This window comes from Bradyrhizobium sp. CCBAU 051011, assembly GCF_009930815.1.
Classification (GTDB): Bacteria; Pseudomonadota; Alphaproteobacteria; order Rhizobiales; family Xanthobacteraceae; genus Bradyrhizobium.
Window position 1 is genome coordinate 6636379 of record NZ_CP022222.1, and the last position, 23877, is coordinate 6660255.

General features: G+C 63.2%; 24 protein-coding genes. 5 read left to right on the plus strand and 19 right to left on the minus strand.

Going from position 1 to position 23877, the window contains the following annotated elements:
* Nucleotides 1-19 precede the first annotated feature (19 nt).
* Nucleotides 20-694 carry a leucyl/phenylalanyl-tRNA--protein transferase gene (gene aat, locus ACH79_RS31195; RefSeq protein ID WP_161854368.1) on the minus strand — a complete coding sequence of 225 codons (675 nt, stop codon included), beginning with the start codon at nt 692-694 and terminating at the stop codon, nt 20-22.
* Nucleotides 695-829: 135 nt separating this feature from the next.
* On the opposite strand from aat, the gene ACH79_RS31200 reads away from it, so the two are divergent.
* Nucleotides 830-1771: an AEC family transporter gene (locus ACH79_RS31200; RefSeq protein WP_161854369.1), complete on the plus strand. Its 942-nt coding sequence runs from the start codon at nt 830-832 to the stop codon at nt 1769-1771.
* A 12-nt stretch (nt 1772-1783) separates the two neighbouring features.
* Here ACH79_RS31200 and ACH79_RS31205 read toward each other — a convergent pair whose 3' ends face one another.
* Genes ACH79_RS31205 through ACH79_RS31230 form a run of 6 tightly spaced genes read right to left on the minus strand, consistent with a single transcriptional unit; the run spans nt 1784 to nt 6421 of the window.
* The gene (locus tag ACH79_RS31205) at nt 1784-2659 is read right to left on the minus strand and encodes an amidohydrolase (protein WP_161854370.1); all 876 of its coding nucleotides are present in this window, start codon (nt 2657-2659) and stop codon (nt 1784-1786) included.
* 18 nt (nt 2660-2677) lie between these two features.
* Nucleotides 2678-3061, minus strand: a complete 384-nt coding sequence (locus ACH79_RS31210; protein WP_161854371.1) for a RidA family protein — start codon at nt 3059-3061, stop codon at nt 2678-2680.
* 28 nt (nt 3062-3089) lie between these two features.
* A complete protein-coding gene (gene hpaH / locus ACH79_RS31215; RefSeq protein ID WP_161854372.1) occupies nt 3090-3893 on the minus strand; it encodes a 2-oxo-hept-4-ene-1,7-dioate hydratase in 804 nt (267 codons plus the stop codon).
* Nucleotides 3894-3896: 3 nt separating this feature from the next.
* Complete coding sequence (locus ACH79_RS31220) at nt 3897-4757, minus strand: fumarylacetoacetate hydrolase family protein (protein WP_161854373.1); 861 nt, start codon at nt 4755-4757, stop codon at nt 3897-3899.
* Between the two features lie 57 nt (nt 4758-4814).
* Complete coding sequence (locus tag ACH79_RS31225; protein WP_161854374.1) at nt 4815-5432, minus strand: flavin reductase family protein; 618 nt, start codon at nt 5430-5432, stop codon at nt 4815-4817.
* A gap of 11 nt (nt 5433-5443) precedes the next feature.
* Entirely contained in the window at nt 5444-6421 is a 978-nt protein-coding gene (locus tag ACH79_RS31230; RefSeq protein WP_161854375.1) for a tripartite tricarboxylate transporter substrate binding protein, read from the minus strand.
* 167 nt (nt 6422-6588) lie between these two features.
* On the opposite strand from ACH79_RS31230, the gene ACH79_RS31235 reads away from it, so the two are divergent.
* Together ACH79_RS31235 and ACH79_RS31240 are read left to right on the plus strand one after the other, a co-directional pair.
* Nucleotides 6589-7386: an IclR family transcriptional regulator gene (locus tag ACH79_RS31235; protein ID WP_161854376.1), complete on the plus strand. Its 798-nt coding sequence runs from the start codon at nt 6589-6591 to the stop codon at nt 7384-7386.
* A 591-nt stretch (nt 7387-7977) separates the two neighbouring features.
* Entirely contained in the window at nt 7978-9093 is a 1116-nt protein-coding gene (locus tag ACH79_RS31240; protein ID WP_202639073.1) for a serine hydrolase, read from the plus strand.
* Nucleotides 9094-9295: 202 nt separating this feature from the next.
* Here ACH79_RS31240 and ACH79_RS31245 read toward each other — a convergent pair whose 3' ends face one another.
* From ACH79_RS31245 to ACH79_RS31280, 8 genes are all read right to left on the minus strand, one after another.
* Nucleotides 9296-10390: a sensor histidine kinase gene (locus ACH79_RS31245; protein ID WP_161854378.1), complete on the minus strand. Its 1095-nt coding sequence runs from the start codon at nt 10388-10390 to the stop codon at nt 9296-9298.
* On the minus strand, nt 10387-10827 hold the full coding sequence (locus ACH79_RS31250; protein WP_161854379.1) for a response regulator: 441 nt from the start codon (nt 10825-10827) through the stop codon (nt 10387-10389). The genes ACH79_RS31245 and ACH79_RS31250 overlap by 4 nt, the downstream gene beginning before the upstream one ends.
* A complete protein-coding gene (locus tag ACH79_RS31255; RefSeq protein WP_161854380.1) occupies nt 10824-12353 on the minus strand; it encodes a CHASE3 domain-containing protein in 1530 nt (509 codons plus the stop codon). The genes ACH79_RS31250 and ACH79_RS31255 overlap by 4 nt, the downstream gene beginning before the upstream one ends.
* Nucleotides 12354-12465: 112 nt before the next feature.
* Nucleotides 12466-13827, minus strand: a complete 1362-nt coding sequence (accC, locus tag ACH79_RS31260) for an acetyl-CoA carboxylase biotin carboxylase subunit (protein ID WP_161854381.1) — start codon at nt 13825-13827, stop codon at nt 12466-12468.
* Nucleotides 13828-13851: 24 nt separating this feature from the next.
* Complete coding sequence (accB, locus tag ACH79_RS31265; protein ID WP_161854382.1) at nt 13852-14349, minus strand: acetyl-CoA carboxylase biotin carboxyl carrier protein; 498 nt, start codon at nt 14347-14349, stop codon at nt 13852-13854.
* 89 nt (nt 14350-14438) lie between these two features.
* Nucleotides 14439-14909 carry a type II 3-dehydroquinate dehydratase gene (gene aroQ / locus ACH79_RS31270; protein ID WP_161854383.1) on the minus strand — a complete coding sequence of 157 codons (471 nt, stop codon included), beginning with the start codon at nt 14907-14909 and terminating at the stop codon, nt 14439-14441.
* A gap of 265 nt (nt 14910-15174) precedes the next feature.
* Complete coding sequence (locus ACH79_RS31275; protein ID WP_246738207.1) at nt 15175-15789, minus strand: hypothetical protein; 615 nt, start codon at nt 15787-15789, stop codon at nt 15175-15177.
* 10 nt (nt 15790-15799) lie between these two features.
* Complete coding sequence (locus ACH79_RS31280; RefSeq protein WP_161854384.1) at nt 15800-17116, minus strand: YadA-like family protein; 1317 nt, start codon at nt 17114-17116, stop codon at nt 15800-15802.
* 243 nt (nt 17117-17359) lie between these two features.
* Here ACH79_RS31280 and ACH79_RS31285 point away from each other — a divergent pair, with 243 nt between their 5' ends.
* Entirely contained in the window at nt 17360-18472 is a 1113-nt protein-coding gene (locus tag ACH79_RS31285; RefSeq protein WP_161854385.1) for a helix-turn-helix transcriptional regulator, read from the plus strand.
* A 108-nt stretch (nt 18473-18580) separates the two neighbouring features.
* Here ACH79_RS31285 and ACH79_RS31290 read toward each other — a convergent pair whose 3' ends face one another.
* The 4 genes from ACH79_RS31290 to ACH79_RS31305 form a co-directional block, all read right to left on the minus strand.
* Nucleotides 18581-19363, minus strand: a complete 783-nt coding sequence (locus tag ACH79_RS31290) for a DUF1236 domain-containing protein (RefSeq protein WP_161854386.1) — start codon at nt 19361-19363, stop codon at nt 18581-18583.
* Nucleotides 19364-19515: 152 nt separating this feature from the next.
* A complete protein-coding gene (locus ACH79_RS31295) occupies nt 19516-19857 on the minus strand; it encodes a hypothetical protein (protein WP_161854387.1) in 342 nt (113 codons plus the stop codon).
* 268 nt (nt 19858-20125) lie between these two features.
* The gene (locus tag ACH79_RS31300) at nt 20126-20893 is read right to left on the minus strand and encodes a DsbA family protein (RefSeq protein ID WP_161854388.1); all 768 of its coding nucleotides are present in this window, start codon (nt 20891-20893) and stop codon (nt 20126-20128) included.
* Nucleotides 20894-21022: 129 nt separating this feature from the next.
* Complete coding sequence (locus ACH79_RS31305) at nt 21023-22426, minus strand: M48 family metalloprotease (RefSeq protein ID WP_246738208.1); 1404 nt, start codon at nt 22424-22426, stop codon at nt 21023-21025.
* Nucleotides 22427-22676: 250 nt separating this feature from the next.
* On the opposite strand from ACH79_RS31305, the gene ACH79_RS31310 reads away from it, so the two are divergent.
* Nucleotides 22677-23864 carry a pyridoxal phosphate-dependent aminotransferase gene (locus ACH79_RS31310; protein WP_161854390.1) on the plus strand — a complete coding sequence of 396 codons (1188 nt, stop codon included), beginning with the start codon at nt 22677-22679 and terminating at the stop codon, nt 23862-23864.
* Nucleotides 23865-23877 lie beyond the last annotated feature (13 nt).

Consider the following 23877-nt stretch of genomic DNA (forward strand, 5'->3'; position numbering starts at 1 on the left):
TCACTGCGCTCCATCCGGGCTACGCGCGTTTTGCAATAATCGTCAGTGCATCGGCACCGCTGATGCTGGCTTGCAGCCGCATAAACTCCGCAGGCTCCCCCGCGATCGCCTTGTCGAGCATTGCGCGATAGCGCCGCCTTGAAATTTCGACCGCGCCAAAACTGCGCAGATGCTCAGTGACATATTGCGTGTCGAGCAGCTCGAACCCGCCTGCAATCAGCCGCGCCACCAGATGCACCAGCGCTACTTTGGACGCATCGCGGGCGCGATGAAACATGCTCTCACCGAAGAACGCCCGCCCCAGGCTGACGCCGTAGAGCCCGCCGACGAGGTCGCCGTCCTGCCAGACCTCGACGCTGTGGCAGTGCCCGAGCTCGTAGAGCCCGAGATAGAGATCGCGGATGCGCTTGTTGATCCAGGTGTCCTCGCGGCCCGGCTGCGGCGCCGCGCAGCCCGCGATAACCGCCTTGAAGGCGGTGTCGACGGTAACGCTGAAGGCGTCCGAGCGCACGGTGCGGGCAAGCCGCGAGGCAATGCGGAAGCCTTCGAGCGGGATCACCCCGCGCAGTTCCGGCTCGACCCAGAACAGCGTCGGATCATCGGCGCTCTCGGCCATCGGGAAGATGCCGCAGGCATAGGCCCGCAGCAGCACTTCGGGGGTGATTTCGGAAGCGGCTGACTCGCGCGATGTCATGGGCGGGAGGATAGCAGGAGGCAGCGGGCCTATGCTACGTTTCAAGAGCAATTGGTGCGCAACCATGGCCGCATTGATGCGACAAGGATGACGGCGAGGGGGAATCCCGGCCGAATTCCGGCAGATGAGTGCGGCATGAATGCAGTGTTGATCGTCGTCCCCGTGTTCGCCCTGATCGGGGCGGGCTATGCGGCGGTCGCGCTGCGTTTCATTACCCCTACGGCGCACAAGGGCATTGCCGAGTTCGCTTTCAGCATCGCCATTCCGGCGCTGCTGTTCCGGATCGTGGTCGTCGCCGAATTTCCCGCCGTCAACGCTTTCTCGGTGTGGGGCGCCTATTACGGCGCAACGGCGGTGATATGGATCGCCGCGCTGCTGGCGTCATCGCTATTGCGGCAATCCCGGGCGGATGGCGTGGTGCTCGCGATCGGCTCGATCTACGGCAACATCGTGATGCTCGGCCTTCCCCTGACATTGTCGGCGCTGGGAAGTCAGGCGGCGGGCTCGATGGCCCTGATCCTGTCGGTCAACACGCCGCTACTCTGGCTTTGCGGCACGCTGCAGATGGCATGGGCGGAGCGGAAGTCTTCCGAGACGGCGCCGCTGCTGGTGCTGCGGGCTATCAGCGAGATCGCGCGCAACCCGATCATGCTCGCGCTCGGCTTCGGCTTCCTCTGGCGCCTCACCGGATTGGGGCTCCATCCGGTTGCGGACAAGACCCTCGAACTGTTGGCGCAGGCGGGCTCGCCCACGGCCCTGATCGCGCTCGGCATCAACCTCTTTGGATTCAGGATCAAGGGCCAGGCGCTCGGCATGGCCATCATGTGCGCGCTCAAGCTCGTGGCGATGCCGGCCGTCGCGGCGGTCCTCGCATTCTACGTCCTGGCCTTGCCGCCGATCTCCGCGGCCGTGGTCGTTCTTTTTGCGGCGATGCCGACCGGCGCCAATGCCTATATTTTCTCAGCCCAGTACGGACGGCTCAACGAAGCCGTTTCGGGCGCCGTCGCGCTTGGCACGACGCTGGCGGCGGTGACGCTGCCCGTTGTCGTGTCATTCGTGACGGTCGCGCTGCGCTAGGCCATGGCTGGCCTAATCTGCGAAGCCAAACAGCTTGGCCGGGTTGGTGACCAGGATTCGCTTCAGTTCCGCTTCATCGGCTACGTAGCGGTAGAGCAGCTCTAGCAGGTCGGCATCGTTGGGCGGCTGCACCACCGACACCGGATGCGGCCAGTCGCTCGCCCATACGCAACGGTCGGGTGCCGCCTCGATATAGGCGCGTGCGATCGGGATGACGTCGTCCCAGGGCGGGCCCTTCTTCGAGGTCTTTTCGCCGAGCGACAGCATCACCCAGAAATTGCCCTTCGACAGGAGCTCAAGCATCTTCTGCAGGTTCGGGTCGTTCTTGCCGCCGGCCGGGTCAGGGCGCGCCATGTGATCGATCAGCACGGGAACGTCGAGGTTTTCGTATTTCGCGACGCTGGAGAGGATGCCGTCCTTCTCCGGCTGGATCTTTGCGTACCAGCCGAGTTCGCGAATTCTGGCGATCGCGCGGGCAAAATCCTTGTCCGAGAGCACCGCGCCAAGTTCCTGGCGGAAGCTGAAACGCGCGCCGCGCACGCCGGCGTCATGCAGCCTGGCGAGATATGAGTCATCGGCTTCGGCAAACACCAGCGCATTGGCACAGCCGCGATAGTTCGGTCCCATCGCGGCGAGGCCGTCGAGCACGACCGAATGATCGGCGCCATAGGTCGTGGTCTGCACGATGATGCCGCGCTCGATGCCGAGCGTCTTGTGAACGCGCAGTGCCGCTTCCCAGGTCGCAGTCGGCATCTGGTAGGCGGCTCCCGGCCGCACCGGATATTTGTCCAGCGGGCCGAGCACATGAAACTGGCTGTCGATGCTCTTCGGCGGCGGCAGTTTTGAGGGACGGCGCGGGTTCGGATCGAACGGAAGATAGGTCGGCATGTCAGGTTCCTTGTGGGGTCAGCCGATCACGGCTGTGAAATCGCATTGCACGAGCGCGCCGTTCTCCATGTCCATCTGCAGCGCGTGGCGGGCAGGGCGCGAATGCTCGTCGGGAAACATCTTCAGCCATTCGACATTCACCGGCGCGCGCTGGGTGCGATCCTGCAGCCACACCGTCATCTTGATGATGTCATCGGTGGTTCCGCCGCCGGCTTCCACGATGGCCTTCATGTGGGCGAACATGTTGGCGCACTGGTCCTCGATCTTTTCCGGCATCTTGCCGGTTGCGGGGTCGCGGCCGAGGATGACACCGGACATCAGGAGATTGCCGATCCGACAGGCGTTGGGAATCGGATTGGCGTGCTTGAACTCGCCGATATGAATGCTCTTGCGCCTTGTCATTACTGCTCTCCCTGGAACATTTTTTTATTCAAACGAACTGGCAGGACACGGATCCGAACCGGCCGTAATCGGCATGGAACGTGTCGCCTCTGGCAATGTCGACCGGACGCGTGAATGATCCCGCCAACACCACTTCGCCGGCATCGAGATGCTCGCCTTGGGCGGCCAGCCGGTTGGCAAGCCAGGCTACGCCGTTGGCGGGATGATTGAGCACGCCGGCCGCGATGCCGGTCTCCTCGATCTGGCCGTTGCGAAACAACAGCGCGCCGATCCAGCGCAGGTCGGCGTCGAGCGGGCGAATGGGCCGGCCACCGACGACCAGCGCCGCATTCGCGGCATTGTCGGAGATCGTGTCCGTCACCTTGCGCGGCGCCTTGGTATCGGGATCGACCCGATGCATCCGGGTCTCCAGGATTTCAAGCGCGGGCGTGACGTAGTCGGTGACATTGAGCACGTCGAACAGCGTGCAGTCGGGGCCTTCCAGCGGCGCCCTTAGCACGAACGCCAATTCGACCTCGATCCGGGGCGCGCGGAAACGGTCGAACGGAATCGCCGACGCGTCGGGGTAGAACATGTCCGCAAACAGCACGCCGTAGTCCGGCTCGGAAATACCGACCGCGTTCTGCATCGCTTTCGACGTCAGCCCGATCTTGTGGCCCCTGACGACCCGGCCACGGGAGAGCTGCAGCCTGGTCCAGGCGCGCTGAATGGCGTAGGCGTCCTCGATCGTGAGGTCAGGATAATCGCGCGTGAACGCCGGGATCAGCGACTTGTTGCGTTCGGCTTCGTCCAGGCGTTGCGCCAGCCGTTCGACGATTTGTTGATCGAGCATCGGCTATTGCTCCGCCGCCACGGTGTTACGGAGGATGCCGATACCAGCGGATTCCACCTCGACGACGTCGCCGACCTTGAGCCAGCGCGGCGGCGTGAAGCGCGCACCGGCCCCGGTCGGGGTGCCGGTCGCGATCATGTCGCCGGGCTTCAAGGTGGCGAAGGTGGAGAGATAGGCGATCAGGAAGTCGAACGGAAACATCAGCCGTTCCGTGGAATCGCTCTGCCGCACCTCGCCGTTGACGCGGGTGACGATGTCGAGCGGCCCACGCGGGTCGCATTCATCCGAGGTGACGATCCACGGGCCGACGCTGCCCGAGCGGTCAAAATTTTTGCCCTGGGTGACGTTGAACTTGCCGTGGTGCAGCCAGTCGCGAACGCTGCCCTCGTTGCACAGCGTCATGCCGAAGATGTGCTCGAAGGCGCGCTCGCGCGGAATGTGCCGGCCTTCCCTGCCGATCACGATCACGAGTTCGCCCTCGTAATCGAGCTGTTCGGAGATCTTCGGCTTCTCGATCGGCTGGCCGGAGCCGACGACCGAAGAGGGATTACGGACGAACAGGCTCGGATATTTCGGCAGGTCCGAATTGTCCTTGTACTCGGCATTGCGGTCTTTGTAGTTCACGCCGATGCACCAGAGCTTTTCGGGGTTCGGGATCGGCGGCAACAGCACGAGTTCATCGAGGGAATGGTCCGGCTTGAGATCGGCGACCAGTTGCCGCGCCACTTCCAGACCGTTCCTGGCGATCAGGGACCGAAGGTCAGGACATTTCGGCCCCAACCGTTGGGTGAGGTCAACCACACCGCCGGCAACGGCCGCACCGAAGCGCGGCTCGCCGTTTGCGAGATAACTCAGAAGATGCATGCGGTGGATCTCCGGATCAGCGCCGCGTTCGCGCAGCGACAACGCCCTTCGGCGTTTTCAGGATTCAGTTTTCGAAGTCTGGAACACGGGCTTCAGGGTGACGATCTCGCCGAGCTTGGCGTAACGGGGACCGGCGATGCGGGCGATCGGATCGAGCGCCTCGGTTTCGATCTTGCCGTTGTTGAGCAGGCCATCCCTGATATGGAAGACCAGCACTTCGCCGACGATGAGTCGGCTGCGGGTCTCGCCGAATTCGAGGCACTGCCGGAAGCGGCATTCCATCGCGATCGGTGCGGCCGTGAGGCGAGGCACCTTGATCCGCTCGCCCGGCAGCGTCGAAAGCCGCAACTCCTCGACCTCGCTGACATCAGGCGGATGCTCGGTAGAGCTCTCATGCACCGCATTCATCAGACTGGAGTCCGCGATGTGAACGACATACTCCTCGTTGTTGAGGATGTTCTGCGCGGTATCCTTGTAGAGCCCGCCCTTGCGGCCGACGCTGATGGCCAGCATCGGCGGCTTCGGCGAGACGAAGGTGAAGGCGGAGAACGGAGCGAGGTTGAGCACGCCGCCGCCCGACAGGCTGGTCACCCAGGCAATCGGTCGGGGCACCACGATGCCGGTAATCAGCCGGTAGGCCGTTTCGGGGTCGAGATATGCCGGATCGATCCGCATCGGAAAGACCTTCAGTCAGCCTTGATGTTCGCCTTGCGGACGACGGGAATCCACTTGGCGTCTTCTTTTTCGAGATAGCTCGTGAATTCCGCTGGCGTCATCGACACGGCCTCGGCGCCGAGCGCGTTGAACTTCTCGACGATGGCAGGATCTTTCAGGATCTCCGCGAGCGTTTCGTGAAGCTTGGTCACGACCTCGGGTGGCGTGCGCGCGGGTGCGAACAGGCCGGTGAAGGTCTGGCCGTCAAACTCCTTGTAGCCGAGTTCGGTGAAGGTCGGGACGTCAGGAAGCCAGGAGGCGCGGTGGTTGCCGGTGACGGCGAGCGCGCGCAGCATGCCGCTCTTGATGGAAGGCAGTCCGACCGAAATCTGGTCCAAAGCAAATTGCACCTGTCCGCCGATCAGGTCGTTGAGGGCAGGGGCGTTGCCGCGGTAGTGCACCGTCAGCCATTGCAGCTTCAGCTTCTCCTGCATCAGCTCGCTAAGCAGATGGTTGGTGGTGCCCTGGCCGGGCGAGGCCATCGTCAGCTTGCCGGGATCGCGGCGGGCAAGTTCGATAAACTCCTTCAGATCCTTGGCTTGCACCGACGGATGCACTTCGAGCACCAGCGGTGTCATGGTGATCGAACTGATGGGAACGAAATCCCGCTTCCAGTTGTAGGCGTCGCGTTTGGCGATCTCGGGCGCGAACAGCACCGGACCGTTGGCGCCGACGAACAGCGCGTAGCCGTCGGGCGGCATTTTCGCGAACGCCTCGCCGGCGATCAGGCCGCCGGCGCCGGCCTTGTTTTCCACGATGAAGGGCTGGCCGAGCTTGGCCTGGAGCCTGTCGGCGATGACGCGCGCGGCGCTGTCGACATTGCCGCCGGCCGGATAGGGGACGATCAGGCGCACCTGCCGCGCCGGCCATTGCTGGGCGTCGGCCGGTGTGTTCGACAGCACAGCCAATAGTGCCGATGCAGCGACGCCTGCGACCGCGAAAAACTTCATCGGATTCTCCCGAAAGGCGGCACATTTGCCGCTACTTTTTTGTTTGCGCGCTCCGCCCTAGCGGCATGCGCATCTATTGTTCCGCGTCGCGGATTTTGCGCGCACCCCTTCCACTGTCGACGAAATTGTGGTGTTTCTGTCCACATTGTGGACAGTGGGCCAAGCGTATGACAAACGGTCGGTTAAAGGCGCGCAGGCGCGAGCCGCTGCAGGGCGGGCAGGCGATCCGCCGGGCGCTGGCGGTGCTGCGTACGCTCGCAATCGGCGGCGAGCGTGGCGTGCCTCTCGCGGAAGTCGTGCAGGCCACCTCGCTTACGCGCCCCACCGTCCATCGCATCGTGCATGTGCTGATCGAGGAGGGCATCGTCGAGCGCAGCGAGCGGACCGGCAATTACGTGGTCGGCCGCCAGGTGCCTGAACTGGCGCTGGCGCGTCCATCGCGTTCACCGCTGCTGATTGCGGCCGAGCCACATCTGGCGGCGGCGTCGGCGCAGCTCGGCGATACCCTGTTTCTGACGGTGCGTACCGGTCTCGACACCTTGTGCGTGGCGCGCCGCATCGGCAGCTATCCGATCCAGATATTGTCGATTGAGGTCGGCGTGCGTCGTCCGCTGGGCGTGAGCAGCGCAGGGGTAGCAATATTGGCCGCCATGCCGCCATCGGAGGCGCGCAAGATCGTGCTCGCCAACGAAGCCAGATTTAAGGGCTATCGGACCGATACGCCGACGGTGCTCGGACAGGTCCAGCTCGCCCGCCGCAGGGGCTACAATCTGCGTGACGTCGGTCTGGTTCAGGGCACGAAGTCGCTTTCAGCCTGGATCCGGACGCCGGACGGCCAGCCCGCCGCAGCGATTACGTTGTCCGCCATTCGGAACAGAATGAGCCCACGCCGCGCGATCGAAGTGGCGGACGTTCTCGTCGCGGCTGCACGTGCGATTGAGGCGGCGACGCCGCAGGATTCATAGCCCGCTTGATTGGAAACGTTTTAGCCTGGTCGTTGGCGAGCCGAGTTGCGTAATGGCATCTCGGCCCTGACGGTTGTGCCGCCGATCTGATATGGTCCCATACTCTCACTCAAGATGCGCGTTAGGGCATATTGATGTGTTGCATGGGCGGCAATTGAACCACACGATTCTCGTTCATTTATCGCGGGAGCGATCATGAATAGGTGTCTTCTGGTGACGATTCTTGCGGCTCTCACCGGTACGGCGGCGGCTGCGCAGGCTCTGGCCAACGACGCGCTCATCGCGCGCGCGAAATCATTCGAACTAGATTCGCCCTATGCGCCGCCGCCAGGCGACCCCTTGACACATCATGCCGCCGGATATGCGAAGGTGATGTGCTCGGCTGTATTCATGACCGGCCTGGCGCCTGATTTCGCGGCCGAAAATGTTGGGTTCTTCACGGCTCCCTACGGACAGCGCGCGAAGCTTGGCAAGCCGGTCATCGATCGCACCAACAAGGCGGTCCACGTCGCGCTCCCTAGCGGCGTGACCCGGACGGCAAAATATCTCGGGAGCCAGGGTTGCGTCACGTTCCCGATCGGCGAGAGCGCCGTGAATTTCAAGCCGGTCGCCGTCAAGAGCCGATTGCCCGATCCCGCGACCCAAATGTGGCCCATGGGCGACATGCTGCCGCAAGAGCCGTTGCCGGCAGAGATCGATGCCGAGAAACTCAAAGCTGCCGTGAATGCCGCGTTTCAGCCGGCCGAAGGACTGACCGCGGCGTTCGTTGTGACATGGAAAGGCCGCCTCATTGCCGAGCACTACGCCGAAGGTGCTACGGCGCAGACGCCGCTCGAAAGCTGGTCCATGGGCAAAAGCGTTACGGCAGCGCTCTTTGGCATTCTGGTCAAAGACGGCGTCTATGATCTAGACCAGCCGGCACCGATCCCGGAATGGCAAACCCCCGGCGACCCGCGCGCCAAAATACGCATTGCAGATCTCCTTCGCATGTCGAGCGGGCTTCGGATCAGGGCGCCCCAAGACCCGGATTATGACTTGAGCGGGCCTTACCCTGATCACGTCTATCTTTATACCGGCGGCATCGATTCCTTTCACTATGCGGCAACACGGCCATTGCAATGGCCTCCCAACACGGTCGGACGCTATCGCAACACCGATCCGGTCCTGATCAACTATCTGATCCGGCTCGGTGTCGAAAAACGCGGCGACGAATATCTCTCATTTCCTCAGCGGGTACTGTTCGACAAGCTCGGCATCCGTACCATGGTGGTCGAAACTGATCCGTTCGGAAATTTTCTAGGGCAAGGTTATGGGGTAGGCTCTGGGCGCGATTGGGCGCGGCTTGGCAATCTCTTTCTTCAGGGAGGCGTTTGGAACGGTGAGCGCATTCTCCCAGAGGGCTACACCACATTCGTCAGCACGCCTGCGCCCGCATGGGCCGCGGACAATCGGCCGATCTATGGAGCTTTTTTCTGGCTCAACGGCGACAGACAATATCCGGTCCCGCGCGATGCCTATTACATGGCGGGCGCTGGCGGGCAGACCGCGCTGATCATGCCCTCGCACGACCTCGTCGTCGTGCGTCTCGGCCACTATCGGGGAGCATCTTACGCCACTTCAGGCTTCAGCAAGGCGCTCGCGCTGCTGATCGAGGCGGTGCCAAAGAGCATAAAAGGCCCGTCCCAAGAATCTGAGCGAAGTAAGTAAGACTACCGAAAATCGTGGGACGCGAGTTCCGTGATTGGTGCGGACTCTTTCACACCTTCGGCTGAGGTGGCGAGGTTCTGTTCCGCACCCGGAACGTATTGCTACAGCCCAAGCCGCGCAGCCACTCCTCAATCTCCATGTCTCACCTACACCGTGTAGACGCCGGAGGGCTCCTTCGAACCAACAGTGTATCAGGTCCAGCTTAACCCGCCGCGGCGTTGGTCTGTTTCGCGGCCGGCGTTGCCGGGACTCGCCGGAAGCGCAGCACGATCCGTGTGCCGTGATGGTTGGGATCGCGCTCGGCGCTGGCGTCCAGCTTGGCGGCCATCGCGCTGACGATGCGTTGTCCCATCCCGGTGGAGCGCGGGTCCGCCTTGGCGTTGAGACCGACGCCGTCGTCCGCAATCGAGACCACGAGATCTTCGCCGTCGGCCTTGAGCTCGACGTGAATGGGACCGGCGCCGTCGGGATAGGCGTATTTGACGGCGTTCATCACCAATTCGTTGACAATGATGCCGATCGCCACGGCGCGGTCCGGGTCGATCTCGATCGGTTCGGCCTTGAGCGTCAGCCGTGACATCCTGTTGCCCTCGGCCGAACGGCGGAGGTCTTCCAGCAGGGCTTCGAGATACTGATTCAAGAGCACGCTCTTGAGGTCATGCGAAGTGTAGAGGCGGCGGTGCACCTGGGCTACCGCCGCGACGCGGCCCATCGCATTGGTCAGCGCCGCCTTGACATCGTCCTGGGTGGCCGAATTGGCCTGCAGGTGCAACAGCGAGGCGATGATCTGCAGGGAGTTGCCGACGCGGTGGTTGACTTCGCGCAGCAGCACTTCGCGCTCGGCGGCGAGCGCCGCATAACGGTCGCGCGAGGCGTGAACCTCGGCTTCGGCCTCGTCGCGGGCGCGCTGCAGCTCCGCCTGCCGCAGCGCGCCATTGACGGCAACCTGAAGCAGCGGAATGAAATCACCCTGCGTATCCTTGACGAGATAGTCGGCGGCGCCGGCCTTCAGCGCCGTGACGGCGATCGCCGAATCCTGTGCGGCCGTGACGAACACCACGGGTGGGGCGTCCGCGATCGCCATGATCCGTTCCAGCGTTTCGAGGCCGTCGAGACCCGGCATGTACTGGTCGAGCGCGATCACATCGATGCCGCCCTGCGCCAGCCGCGCGAGTCCTTCTTCTCCGCCTGCAGCGTGGATGACCTTGAAGCCGGCCCGCGTCAGGCCGCGGTCGACCAGCCGGGCGAGGCCGGCATCGTCGTCGATATACAGCAATGTCGGCGTCGCAGGTTTCATATGGCTGCCGGAGGGACCTGAATGACGGAAAAGAACAGACCGAGCTGGCGAATGGCGTTGGCGAAGCTTTCGTAGTTCACGGGCTTGGTAATGTAGACGTTGCAACCGAGGTCGTAACAGCGCTTGATCTCATGAGAATCGTCGGTGGTGGTCAACACCACGACCGGGGTGGTCTTGAGATACTTGTTTTCCTTGACCCGCTTCAGAATGTCGATGCCCGTCGTGTCGGGCAAATTGAGATCGAGCAGGATCAGGAGCGCGCTGCCTTTGTGATTCAGGCCCGTCCCGTCCGAGCCGAACAGATAGTTCAGCGCGGCTGTACCGCTGGTGAACGGAATTATCTCATTGTTGACACCGGATCGGCGTATATTCCGCTCGATCAGGCGGGCATGGCCCTCATCGTCCTCGATCATGATGATGGTGACTGGATTACTCATGGCCGTGTGTTCCGGTTGGCAGACCAATTAATAGGCAGCGTAATCGTGAACGTGCTGCCCTGGTTGAGTTCCGAGGCGACCGACATGGTTCCTCCCAGCCGACGCACCAAGGCGCGTACGTGGGCAAGCCCGATGCCTTGTCCCGGCTTATCCTGGGTTCCGGCGCGGCGGAACAGATCGAAAATGCGCTGATGATCCTTGGGGTCGATGCCGCGCCCATTGTCCGATATCTCGAAAATCGCAAAGCCGAGCTTGGTGCGACCTCGCACCGAGATTTCGCCGGGGACCCCGGTCTTGAGGTATTTGAGTGCATTGTCGATCAGATTGGAGAATATCTGCTCCAGTGCAAGGCGGTCGCTGACGATATTCGGCAGCGCGTCGATGCGGATCTCGGCCTGGGCTTCCGCGGCCTGATGCGCCACCGTCGTCACAATGGCTTCGATTAGCTCCCTGGTATCGATCCAGACCGGCTCGAATTCGCGACGTCCCTCGCGGGTGAGGTTGAGGATCGCCGATATCAGCCGGTCCATCTTGCTGATCGACGATTTGATGAAGCCGAGCGCCTCGGAGAAATCTTCCGAGAGCTGCTTGTCGGAACCCTCGAGCACGGGTTCGGCGGTATCGGTGGCGTTTTCCGGCGCGGGTGGAGCTTCAGATTGCGCGCGGGAAAGCGCTGCGATCCGTCTGAAAATATCGCCGCGCAATTCCTCCAGCTCGCTGGTGAAGCCCATGATGTTCACCAGCGGCGAGCGCAGATCGTGGCTGACGATGTAGGCGAAGCGTTGAATCTCGTCATTGGCCTCGCGCAGGTCCGCGGTGCGCTCGTCGATCGTGGCTTCGAGGTTGAGATGGCTGTCGCGTAGCCTGGCGTCGGCCTGGTCGCGCGCGTGCGACGAGCGCCGCACCAGGAAGATCGCAATACCGGCCAGCACGACGACGAGACCCGAGCCGATGCCGGTGATCGAAGCCGCCAGCGTCTGGCTGTGGTCGGCGTTGGTCGTGCGCTCCACAAACAGACGATCTTCTTCGGTCCGCATCCGCACCGCGAGATCCTCGATATGTTTCATGGTGTCGCGGCCGATGCCCTCGCGCACGATCTTGGCAGCATCGCTCATGCGCTGCGACCGGGCCAGTTCCATGGTCGTACGGAATTCCTCAACCCGCTGGTCGTAGAGTGGCATCATCTCGTTGATGAGCCGCCGTTGGACCGGATTGTCGCTGATGAGCTGGCTCAGCCGCGTCAGCGCAGGGGCCAGTGCGGTCATCGCCTGCTCGAAATCCGCCTGAAAATCCGGCCGCAGCGTCGCCAGGTAGCCGCGCTGGGCGCTTTCGGCACGCCGCAACTGCAGTTGAACGAGCGATATCTGGTTTTCGACCTCGAGGGTGTGCAAGACCCTGCGTGCATCCTCGCGAGCCATGTTCACGAGATGGACCGAGCCCGCGCTGATGACGGTCAAGACCAAAAGCCCCGCCGCAAGCAGCAGGATGTGGCCCACGGCGCGCTTTCGCTGGGCGTCAGCGGTCACGTTGATCTCGCGTCATGAGCAAACGGAACAAGTACCCCTGGCCAACCCTTCCACATGCCAACGTGCATGGAACCCACCGGTTCCATGCACCGTCGAATATGGGGAGCGTCGCTCAGGAGGCTTTGCCGTCCACCGGCTTGCCGGCGAGGTATTGCTCAAGCCAGTGAATGTGGTAGTCGCCGTTGATGATATCGGCTTCCCGGACCAGGGACCGGAACAGCGGCAGGGTGGTCTCGATGCCGTCAACCACCATCTCGTCGAGCGCCCGGCGCAGACGCATCAGGCATTCGGCGCGGGTCTTGCCGTGCACGATCAGCTTGCCGACCAGGGAATCATAATAGGGCGGAATGACGTAGCCCTGATAAACGGCGGAATCGATCCGCACGCCGAGCCCGCCGGGCGGGTGGAATTGCGTGATCTTGCCGGGCGAGGGGCGGAAGGTCTGCGGGTTTTCCGCATTGACGCGGCATTCGATGGCATGGCCGATGATGGCGATCTCTTCCTGCTTGGCGGGCAGGTCGCCGCCGGCGGCGATGCGGATCTGCTCCAGCACCAGGTCGATGTCGGTAATGCTCTCGGTCACGGGATGTTCGACCTGGATGCGGGTGTTCATCTCGATGAAATAGAACTCGCCGTCCTCGTAGAGGAATTCGATGGTGCCGACGCCGAGATATTTCATGTCCCGCATCGCCTTGGCGCAGGTCTCGCCGATCTTGGCGCGGGCGGCGGCGGCGAGAACCGGCGAGGGGCCTTCTTCCCAGACCTTCTGGTGACGGCGCTGCAGCGAGCAGTCGCGCTCGCCGAGATGGATCGCGCCGCCGCGGCCGTCGCCGAGAATCTGGATCTCGATATGGCGCGGCTTCTGCAGGTATTTTTCCAGATAGACGGAAGCGTCACCGAACGCCGACTTGGCCTCGTTGGATGCGGTCGAGAGCGCCAGCATCAGGTCGTCAGCGGTGTGCGCCACCTTCATGCCGCGCCCGCCGCCGCCGGCCGCCGCCTTGACCAGCACGGGGAAGCCGATCGCCTTGCCGATTGCCAGGGCGTCGTCATCGGACGAGACCGCGCCGTCGGAGCCGGGCACCACCGGAATGCCGAGGCGCTTGGCGGTCTTCTTGGCCTCGATCTTGTCGCCCATCAGGCGGATGTGTTCGGCCTTCGGGCCGATGAAATGCAGATTGTGATCGGCGAGAATTTCAGCGAAGCGGGCGTTCTCGGACAGGAATCCGTACCCGGGATGCACGGCGTCCGCTCCGGTGATCTCGCAGGCCGCGAGCAGCGCCGGGACGTTGAGATAGGAGTCCTTGGAGGGCGGCGGCCCGATGCAGACGCTCTCGTCGGCGAGCCGCACATGCATGGCATCGGCGTCGGCGGTGGAATGCACGGCAACGGTGGAGATGCCGAGCTCCTTGCACGCGCGCAGCACGCGCAGGGCGATCTCGCCGCGATTGGCTATCAGAATCTTATCGAACATCGCAGCGCCTGACGTTGACGAATCTTATTCAATGATCACGAGCGGCTCGCCGAATTCGACCGGCTGGCCGTCTTCGACGAGAATTTGCGTCACCGTGCCTGCGCGCGGCGATGGGATCTGGTTCATCGTCTTCATCGCTTCGATGATCAGAAGAGTCTGGCCGGCCGATACCTTGGTGCCGACATCGATGAACGGCTTGGCGCCGGGCTCAGGCGCCCAATAGGCGGTGCCGACCATCGGCGAGGGGACTACGCCCGGATGCTTGGCCAGATCGGCGCCCGCGGTCGGTGCGGCGGAGACGCCTGCTGCCGCGGCCGCCATGGGTTGGAAGTTTGCCGGCATCGCGGCTGACACGGTGACGTTGCGCGCGACGCGCAGCCGCAGGCCGGCGCGCTCGATTTCAATCTCGGTCAGGCTGGTCTCATCCAGCAAGAGCGCGAGTTCGCGAATGAGCGCGCTGTCGTCGCTCTGCAGATTGGCGGCTGATGTATCCGCTGACTTGTTGTCGGGCTGGCGGGCCATGCTCTTTAATCCGGAATCTCGATGTGGGTGACGGCTTAAGCGTCAGGCTTGGTGTCTTTCGATCTCAGTTGTGAGGTCAGTTTTGAAAGTCAGGTGTTCGCCTTGGCGCCGATTTTGGCGGCCAGGCCATTGATTGCGAGTCGGTAGCCGTCGATGCCGAAGCCGCAGAGCGAGGCGAAGGCGGCCATGGCCGTGAAGGAGTGGTGACGGAAGCTCTCGCGGGCGTGGATGTTGCTGATGTGCACTTCGACCGTCGGGATCTTCACCGCGACCAGCGCGTCGTGCAGCGCGATCGAGGTGTGCGAATAGCCGCCGGCGTTGATGATGATGCCGGCTGCCTTCTTGGCGTGCGCGTCGTGGATAAACTCGATCAGCTCACCCTCGCGGTTGGATTGGCGGCAATCGGCCTTCAGGCCGAACTGTGCTGCCGTTTCCACGCACAGTTTTTCGACATCGGCGAGCGTCGCATGGCCGTAGGTTTCGGGCTCGCGAATCCCCAGCATGTTGAGGTTCGGGCCGTTGAGCACATAGATCGTCGCGGCAGCGGTTCCTTGGGCCATCCGGATTCCAGCAAAAAGGGTCGGGCAGGTCGCGGCGTTATAGGTAACAACGCGGCCAAGGGGAAGCCTTTAGGCCGCTGCCGTCCCTTTCAAGGGCCTCATCCTGTTCATAAAAAGGCGCATGGAACCTGCTGAATTCGTTCATTAACCAATGCCGAACGAATCGATCGGGTAGCCGCCGGCCCACCATCATCCACCGCCGGTTGCCCTGATGACCGGTTCTCATGCAGAAATTGCCGGAAATCCAGGGTGACTGGCTTGCGGGCTACTTCGGTTGCTGGCTTTCGGCCGGCTTGTTGTCCGGTGCCGCGGGCTTCGTCCCAGGCGCCGACTTCGCAGCCACTGCCGGCTTGGCTCCGTTCGGAGTAGCGGGCAGTTTTTTCGCCGCCGATGGTTCGGGCGCGACGGGCGCCGACGATCCAACACCGACCGAGATGCCAAACAACCGCCACTGGCCGTTCACCGGCGCGAACAACAGATCGAAATTGACCTGTGTCGGTACCGATGGAAAGAAGCCGGCCATGCGCATCATGCCGTTTGCCTCGATCTGCGGCAGTAGATTTAACTGCGGTTCGATTACCGCAACGCCGGAGAGATCGAGATTGTCGTTCCGCAGTTTGACGAAGATGTCGCCGAGCCGCGCAGCCGTATTGCTCTGGAATCCAGGCGCGCCGATATCCCGTAGCACCGTGTAGTTGCCAGTCTTGTTGGCGTGGTCCAGGGCCAGCAGCGCCGATCGGATCAGGATCAGGACCCCGTTGCGATCGATCTGTGCGGGCTTTGGTGCCTGCGTGGGCGATTCCGCGGCGGCAGCGGAGATCATCGCCAGCAGACCAACCGCGGACAGCAGAATTCGCCAGCTTCGCCGCTTGCCGGTCATCACGCTGCCGTCACCATGCGACGGTTACTCCGGCACGTCCGCCGACGCCGCCTTGCGCAAAGCCTGCGGCGACGCCGCCGTTGAGGACAACGTATTCGTTCAACCGCATCTGCGCGCCGAGGCTCATGGCGTTCTGCCCGCGGAAGGTGCCCCAATTCGTCGAGATCGCGAACTTCTTGTCCGATGGCAGCGCAGAGCCGCCCATGGCGATGGCGATCGCCGTTCCCTCGAAGGCCTGCCGCATCTGCGTCTGCAACGTCGCGACGTTGCCTTGGAGCACGGACACGTTGGTTTGGAGACCGGAGATATCCTGTGCGCTGAAAGGAGCGGCGGCGAGATTGCCATTGGCATCGGTGGTGACAATCGAAGTCGGGCCGGATTGCGCCGCGAGACTTGCCGCCGACGTGATGCCCGACATGCGGTAGGTATTCGATGCGGTGCCGATCGATATCTGATTGGCCGCGGTCGCGGTCGCGCCGTTGCCGATGGCCGTCGAATTGGCGAATGTGGCCGCGGCGTTCGGGCCTATGGCGGTTGCGTTAGTTCCGGTCGCGGCCGAATTGTTGCCGACCGCGACCGCACCGGTCGCGGTCGCCTGTGCGCTGGCACCGACAGCGGTTGCGCCGGTGGCACTCGCGATGCTGGCTTGGCCGATGGCGGTGGTGGCGTCCCCGGTGGCATTGCTGCTCTGGCCAAAGGCGCTCGCGGTGGCGCCGTCAGCGATGCTGTTTTGGCCTGTCGCGGTGGCACTAGCGCCGTATGCGCGGCTGTTCTGCCCGTACGCGGTCGCGCCGGCGCCGCTCGCATTCGCGAGAGCACCCGTCGCGGTCGCGAACCCGCCATTCGCGAAGCTCTGCCGGCCCGTTGCGGTCGCGAACGCGCCGGCCGCTGTGCTGGCTTGGCCAGTCGCGGTGGCGCTAGCGCCGATCGCAAAGCTGCCCCTGCCGGTCGCGGTCGCGTTGTCGCCGCTCGCGTAGCTGCCCGCGCCAGTCGCGGTCGCACCGTCGCCGTTCGCTTCGCTGGCGTAACCGGTCGCGGTCGCGTTTTCGCCGTTCGCCCAGGCTGCAGCGCCGTAGGCAGTAGCGCTGGCGCCATCCGCGATCGTCGCTTGGCCGACTGCCGTGGCGAAGCCGGTTGTCCCTGAGGCGTTACACGATCCGGTGAAACCTGCGCCGCTGGAGTAGCAAACAGCGAAGGCGGGCGAGATTCCCGCTACCGTCGTGCCGGCCGCCGCGGCAAGGCAGCGCAGGGTGCTGCCCGTCACCACGCCGCTCACGAGAAGCCGCGCGGGCGTCCGGATGCACGTTGGTTTCAATCTGTTCGTCATCGACCACCCCTGCCGTAAGGCCGCTGCTTCGAGAGTCAGGCGCGCCCTCTGAAGGGATTGATCCTTGAAACCGCTGGAGGCCGCATTGCCCAAACGGTAGTGATCTGACGTTATTGCCCCTGCGTGTTGCAGGATCGTCACACCGCCTCTGGATGCGACAAAAACAAGCAGCAGACCCCATTTCGCTCCGGTGCAGTTCCCGCAAATATGCGACCTGCAGTATTCCGGAAGCAGGACGGCGGCGTGGATTCGGCAGGGCTCGCACTCACCGAGATGTTCTACCAGGCAGCGCTGGAGCCGGGCATCTGGCCGGCGGCCCTCGATGGCTTGAACCGGCGGCTGGATGCCGAGCACAGCTTTCTTGTCATAGACCATGACTCGGGTGTCGAGGCGCCACTGATCGCAATGGCCGGAATCGACGAGGCCGATGTCGCACGCTTGCTGTCGCCGGACGCTGCTCGCATGTTGATACCGTTCATGGACCGGGTATCTCCCGCACAAGCGCCGGGCACCGCTTTGACCGGTGACCAGTTGATGGCCGACCCTGAGTTCGAGCAAACCGAATTCTATAACGAAATCCTTCGGCCTATGAACAGATACTACGGCCTGACGGTATGGGGCGGTTCGCAGAACCCATGGCTTCAGGTCGCCACCTGCCGCACCCGGTCAGGGGGCCCCTTTCTGCAGCCCGAGGCGCGCGCACTGGAGCAACTGTTTCCCCATCTGACGCGCGCCCAACAGTTGTACCGGAGGCTGCGCATCGGGGATGACCGGGCGGCGGGACTGACGGCCGTGATTGAACGGCTCGCCGATGCCGCGATCGTACTTGACGCGTCGGGCCGTCTGCTCATTGTCAACACGCGTGCACGCCAGATCCTCAATCAACGAGACGGGCTCGCTCAAGCTGCAGGCGCATTGCAGGCCGCGACCGCGGCCACGACCGACCGGCTCCAGAATGCCATCGCACAGGCTGCCACGTCCGCAGAAGATCACGGACGGCGCCTGAGTGTGCCGCGCCCCAGCCGCCGATTGCCGCTGCTGCTCGATGTCATGCCGATCTGGCGGCTTGGTGTTCCCGAGCCCGGGATGCGCTCACCGCGCGTAATCATCTTCATCAAAGAGCCGGACGCGCCGCCGCAGATCGACGAAAGGGCGCTCATCGAGACCTTCGGGCTCACGCCGCGCGAATGCGAGATCGTCTGCCTGCTGGCGGGCGGGCTGAGTGTGACGTCGATCGCCGCCCGCCTGGAAATTCAAGCCAGCACTGTGCGGCAGAATCTGAAAAGCGCTTTCGGCAAGACCGGCATGCATAATCAGGCCGCATTGGTAGCGCTGGTCCGCAACTTCGGACGTTAATCCAGGCTTGAAGGCAGTGTGCCTGCGGCCGCTTCAGAATTGGCTGCGCCGCGAGAGAAAAAAAGGGCGGGCATTTCTGCCCGCCCTGATACTTGTGCAAGCCCGCGCTTAGGCTTCCAGAATCGCCACGATCTCGAACGTGTTCGGATCCACGATCACGATCTGCTCCTTGACGAGGATGAACTTATACCTGCGCCATTCCGGATAGATCGTCACCACTCGCTCCGGCAACGTGTGGAAGTGCACGTCGCGCGGCACGCGGGTGCCAACCGAAACCGAGAAGTTCACGTTCGTTACCGGCTGAACGCGCTGCTCCTTGATCACGCTGGTGATCTGGGTGCGCTGCTCGGTTGAGAGCTTCGCGCCGGCGCCGGCCTGACCCGTCGTGGTCTGGCCCGCGGCTCCACCCTGCGTCTGGGTCTGGGTGCGATCCTGCTGGCGGTCCTGCTGACCGGCCTTCTGGTCACCCTTCTGCATGCTCTTGTCGCGGTCCTGGGTCGTGGTCTGGTCACGCTGGGTGCTCTGATCACGCTGCGTGCCTGGGCCGGCGCCCTGACCAGTCGTCTGGCCCTTTTCGGCCTTGCCGCCGCGGTCCTCCTTGCCCTCGGCCTTCATGTCCTTGCCGCCCTTCATCTGGTCGTCGGCGCGCTGGTTCTTTTCAGGGCCCTTCGACTTCGGCTCGGACTGCGCACCCTTCATATCGGACGCGCCGCCGGGATCGCGCTGCATGGTGCCTGACGAGGCGCCGCCGCGCTCAGAAGAAGGCGCGCTCTGCTGCGCCGTGGAACCGGCCCCGGTGTCGCGCCCCGTGCCGGTACCTTGCGCATTCGCAAAGCCGGTTCCGGCGATCAGAGCCGCTGTCGCGACCGTAATCAGAAAGCGATTACTCATCGAAAGTCTCCTCACGTGTCTGCATTGCCCGCACCGACAACGAAAGGAATTGACTGATGTTCCTGATAGTTGGCGGTTCCGCCGGCGATTGTTTTGTGAACGCGGGATGAACGCCGGCGTTCTGATGCGTCGATCGAAAGCGCCGTCGCTCTTCAGCCGCAGGCCCAGTCGAATTCCATCGTCGCGAGATCGAGCTGACCGTTGCCGCCACCAAAATTGAAGCCGCCGAAATGCTCTTCGATCTCGAGATAGGTCGCGCTGTATTTCGGCGTCCACTGACACGGAAACATGGTGCCGCCGAGATGATTGCGGCCAGATAGCCTTGCCAGATCGAACGGGTCGGCATCCTCGGTATAGGGCGCGATGTATGCGCCGAGTTCGTCCTTGTGCAGCAAATGGTCGCGCGGCGGTTTGCCAACGTTTGGATCGCCTTCGCGCACCGAGATTCCGATGGCATAGGCGCCATGGCCGATTTCCGGAACGCCGCCGAACAACCGGTACCAATGCTTCTGCGCGAACTCTTCAATGCTGTCATAAGAACCGATATTGAGATCGAACGCCGCGCGTGCCGAACCCTTCTCCAGCCATGGAGGTGGCGCGTTGCCCTGCAGGAGCGGATTGTCGACGAGGCGGGGTCTCGTGTGTCGAACGTTCCTTAGTGACCCCTTGCATGGTCACGGTTCGATCGGAGGGCTTTGCCCGCAAAAGAAAATCCGGCTGCGACGCAGCCGGATTTGCTTGCTTCAATGATTTCGGCTGGCCTCAGCAGGTCGCCTTGCCGCAACGGGCATTGTTGATCTTTTCGCGCAGGGCTTCAACGCCGACAGCGCCGATCACGACCTGCTTGCCGATTACATAGCTCGGTGTGCCGTTCATGCCCATTGCCTCGGCGAGCTTGAAATTTTCCTCGAGCGTGTTGCGGACTTCGGCGCTCGACAGGTCCTTCTCCAGCTTTGCCATGTCGAGGCCGACTTCCTTGGCAACGGCCATCGCGCGCGCCTTGTCGGCGGCGCCGCGGCCGGTCAGCAGCTTCTGATGATAGTCGAGATATTTCTTGCCGGTCGGATCCTGCATCCGCACGGCGACGCCGACCTGCGCGGCCTCGACCGAACCGGCACTCAAGACCGGAAATTCCTTGAGCACGACCTTCAGCTTCGGGTCGGCCTTCATTAGTTCCATCATGTCCAGCATCGCGCGCTTGCAGTAGCCGCAATTGTAATCGAAAAACTCGACGAAGGTGACGTCGCCGTCCTTGTTGCCGAGCGTGACGTTGCGCGGTGAATTGAAGATCGCCTCGGCATTGTTGGCGACACCGGCTTCGTGCTTGGCGGCTTCCGCCGCGGCCTGACGTTTGCTCAACTCAGCCATCGCCTCTTCGAGCACCTCGGGATGCGCGATCAGGTAATTGCGGATGACGGCCTCGATGTCGCGGCGCTGGGTGTCGGTGAAGCTCTGCGCGGAAGCCGCCAACGGCGTGCCGCAGAGCGCCACAGCGAACAATGCGGGAATGAGAAAACGGAACGAGGGCATCGGTAAGTCCTTATGCGGCGGGGTCCCGGGCAATTCTGCTGAAGGCCGGCTCCTGGAGGATATCTCGGTTCGTGGCGACCAGGTCCTTGGGTTGAACCGGGTCGGATTATAGCCGAATGCGTTTGATTTCTAGTTGCTCTTCTGGCCCGGCAGCGGCTTGGCGCTCACAATGTCGTCAGCCTTGACCCAGCCTGGCGTGCCGATTGCGAAGCGCGTTTTTGCGCGTGACGCAAGGTCGCGTGCGGTCTTGCTGTCGCCGCGAAGGTAGGCGGCCTGGGCCGAGGCGAGGTCGGCCTGTGCGTAGTCGCCCTTTCTTCCATAGGCCATGGCGAGCTGGGTGTAGCCGATCAGCGCCTCGGGCTCGCGCGCCGTCGCCGCGCGCAGGATCGAGATGGCCTCGTCGGTGTAGGCGTTGTTGCCGGTCGCCACCAGGGCCTGCCCCAGCATCATCTCGATCAGCGGCGAATTGTTGGAGAGCTGCACGGCCTTGCGCAGCGGCGCGATCGCCTCCTGCGGCTTGCCGCCCTCCAGCAGCGCTTGCCCGCGCACCTCATAAAAATAGGGATTGTTGGGCTGCTGCTGAAGCAAGGCGTCGATCTGGGCAAGTGCGCTGCGCAGATCGCCGTGCCGATAGGTCGCGATCGCGTGCGCATAGCGCGCCGGCAGGCTGTTGTTGGACATCGGATAGCGCCGGTACACGGTCTCCTGCCGCTCCATGAACGCCGAGATCTTGGCGCGCACCATGTCGTGACGGAGCTGCAGGGCAGGGTCGTCCTTCTTGTCCCAATAAGGGCTCGACCGTGCCAACTCTTCCAGCGCGGCGACGCGCTGAGCCGGCATCGGATGCGACTGAACGTAGGGGTCGGCGCCGCGCGCGGCGAACAGGCTTTCCTCGGTGAAGCGTTTGAAGGTCTCGTACATGCCCCTCGAGGACTGGCCGGTGGCGTTCAGAAACTTCACGCCGGCCTTGTCGGCGTTTTCCTCCTGCTGGCGCACGTAAGAGAGCAGGTTGCGGCGGATGATTTCTCCGGGAGCCGAGAACATTGCCGCGCCGGCGTTGGCCAGGCCACTATTGCCGCCGCCCCCCTGCGCGCCCGCGACCATCGCGCCGGCGCCGAGCAGCATGGCAATGATCATCTGCGTCTGCGCCTGCGCCATCTGCTCGCGCATCTTGGCGAGATGACCGCCGGCAAGGTGGCCGGTTTCATGCGCCATCACGCCGATGATCTGGTTCGGCGTCTCCGACTGCAGGATCGCCCCGTAGTTCACGAAGATACGCCGGCCGTCGGCAACAAAGGCGTTGAAGACGCCCTGGTTGATGATGACCATCTGGATGTTCTGCTTTTCCAGACCGGCGGCGCGCAGGATCGGCCTTGTATATTCGCGCAGCAATTGTTCCGTCTCGGCGTCGCGGAGCACCGGCGGGCCCCTGTTCTCCTGCGCCGTCGCGGCCATCGGCGCAGCGACAAGCGCGACGGCTGTGGCCAGCGCAGTCAACTTCAGTGATTTCTTGCGTAAGGCGATGCGGAGCATGAGCGGTCTTTGGCGATTGGCTTTCATTCCGGATTTGGCCGGAAGCCGGTTCGGTCTCCGATTAGATCAGAAACAGGTCCCAGTTTGTTGTTTCAACGCGTTTCTTCATCCGAGCCGAGGTATCACTGCATGAACCCGGTATCACTGCGCTTGAAAACGCTATAACAAGCCATCGAATACGGCCAGTCTGGGGCGGTAACCGGTTCGGGAACCTCGATTCGGGCAGCGCCCGCGCAAATAACAGAAATCGATGCTGGAATCGACACTTAGAGACCGCGCAACAGCGCTATTGACTCCCTCGGCACGGAGCGACGTTCCGCCCTTCATGGTGATGGACGTGATGGCGGCCGCCGCCCGCATCGAAGCGGCCGGCGGCCATGTCATTCACATGGAAGTCGGACAGCCGGCGGCGCCCGCGCCCAAGGTCGCGATCGCAGCCGCCCATGCCGCACTCGACGAGGCGCGGATCGACTACACTTCCGCGCTCGGCATGCCCTCACTGCGGACGCGAATCGCCCGGCACTACCGCGATACTTATGGCTGTACGGCCGAGCCTGACCGTATCGTGGTCACGACCGGCTCGTCGGGCGGCTTCATCCTGGCGTTTCTGTCGATGTTCGAGCCCGGTGACCGCGTGGCGGTCACTGTGCCGGGGTATCCGCCATATCGGCACATCCTGACCGCGCTCGGCTGCGAGCCGGTGCTGATCGAGACATCGAGCGCGACGCGCCATGCGCTGACTGGCGAAGCGTTGCTGGCGGCGCATCGCAAGACGCCGCTGAAGGGCGTGTTGGTCGGCAGCCCCGCCAATCCGACGGGAACCATGATGTCGCGCGAAGCGCTCACCGGCCTGATCAGTGCGGCGGAAGGGGCAGGGATCCGCTTCATTTCCGACGAGATCTATCACGGGCTCGACTATGCGTTCCCGGCCGTGACGGCAGCCGAGCTGTCGCCGCATGCGCTCGTGATCAATTCGTTCTCGAAATATTTCTGCATGACCGGCTGGCGGGTCGGCTGGATGGTGGTGCCGGAGCCGTTGGTGCGCCCGATCGAGCGGCTGCAGCAGAACTTGTCGATCTCGGTGCCGACGCTGTCGCAGATCGCGGCCGAAGCGGCCTTCGAAGGCCGCGAAGAGATGGAGGCGATCAAGCGGGGCTACGAGGAGAACCGCCGCATCCTGATCGAGGGATTGCCGAAGGCCGGGCTCACCAAGTTCCTGCCGGCGGACGGTGCGTTCTATCTCTACGCTGATGTCTCGGATTTCACCTCCGACAGTTTCGAGTTTGCCGGTCGCATGTTGGAGAAGGCGCATGTGGCGGCGACGCCAGGCGTCGATTTCGATCCGAACCACGGCCGCAGCTTCATCCGCTTTTCCTATGCGCGCTCGGCCGACGAGATGCGCGAGGCGGTAGCACGCATCGCGCGCTGGCTTCGTTAGCGCGCAGCAATCT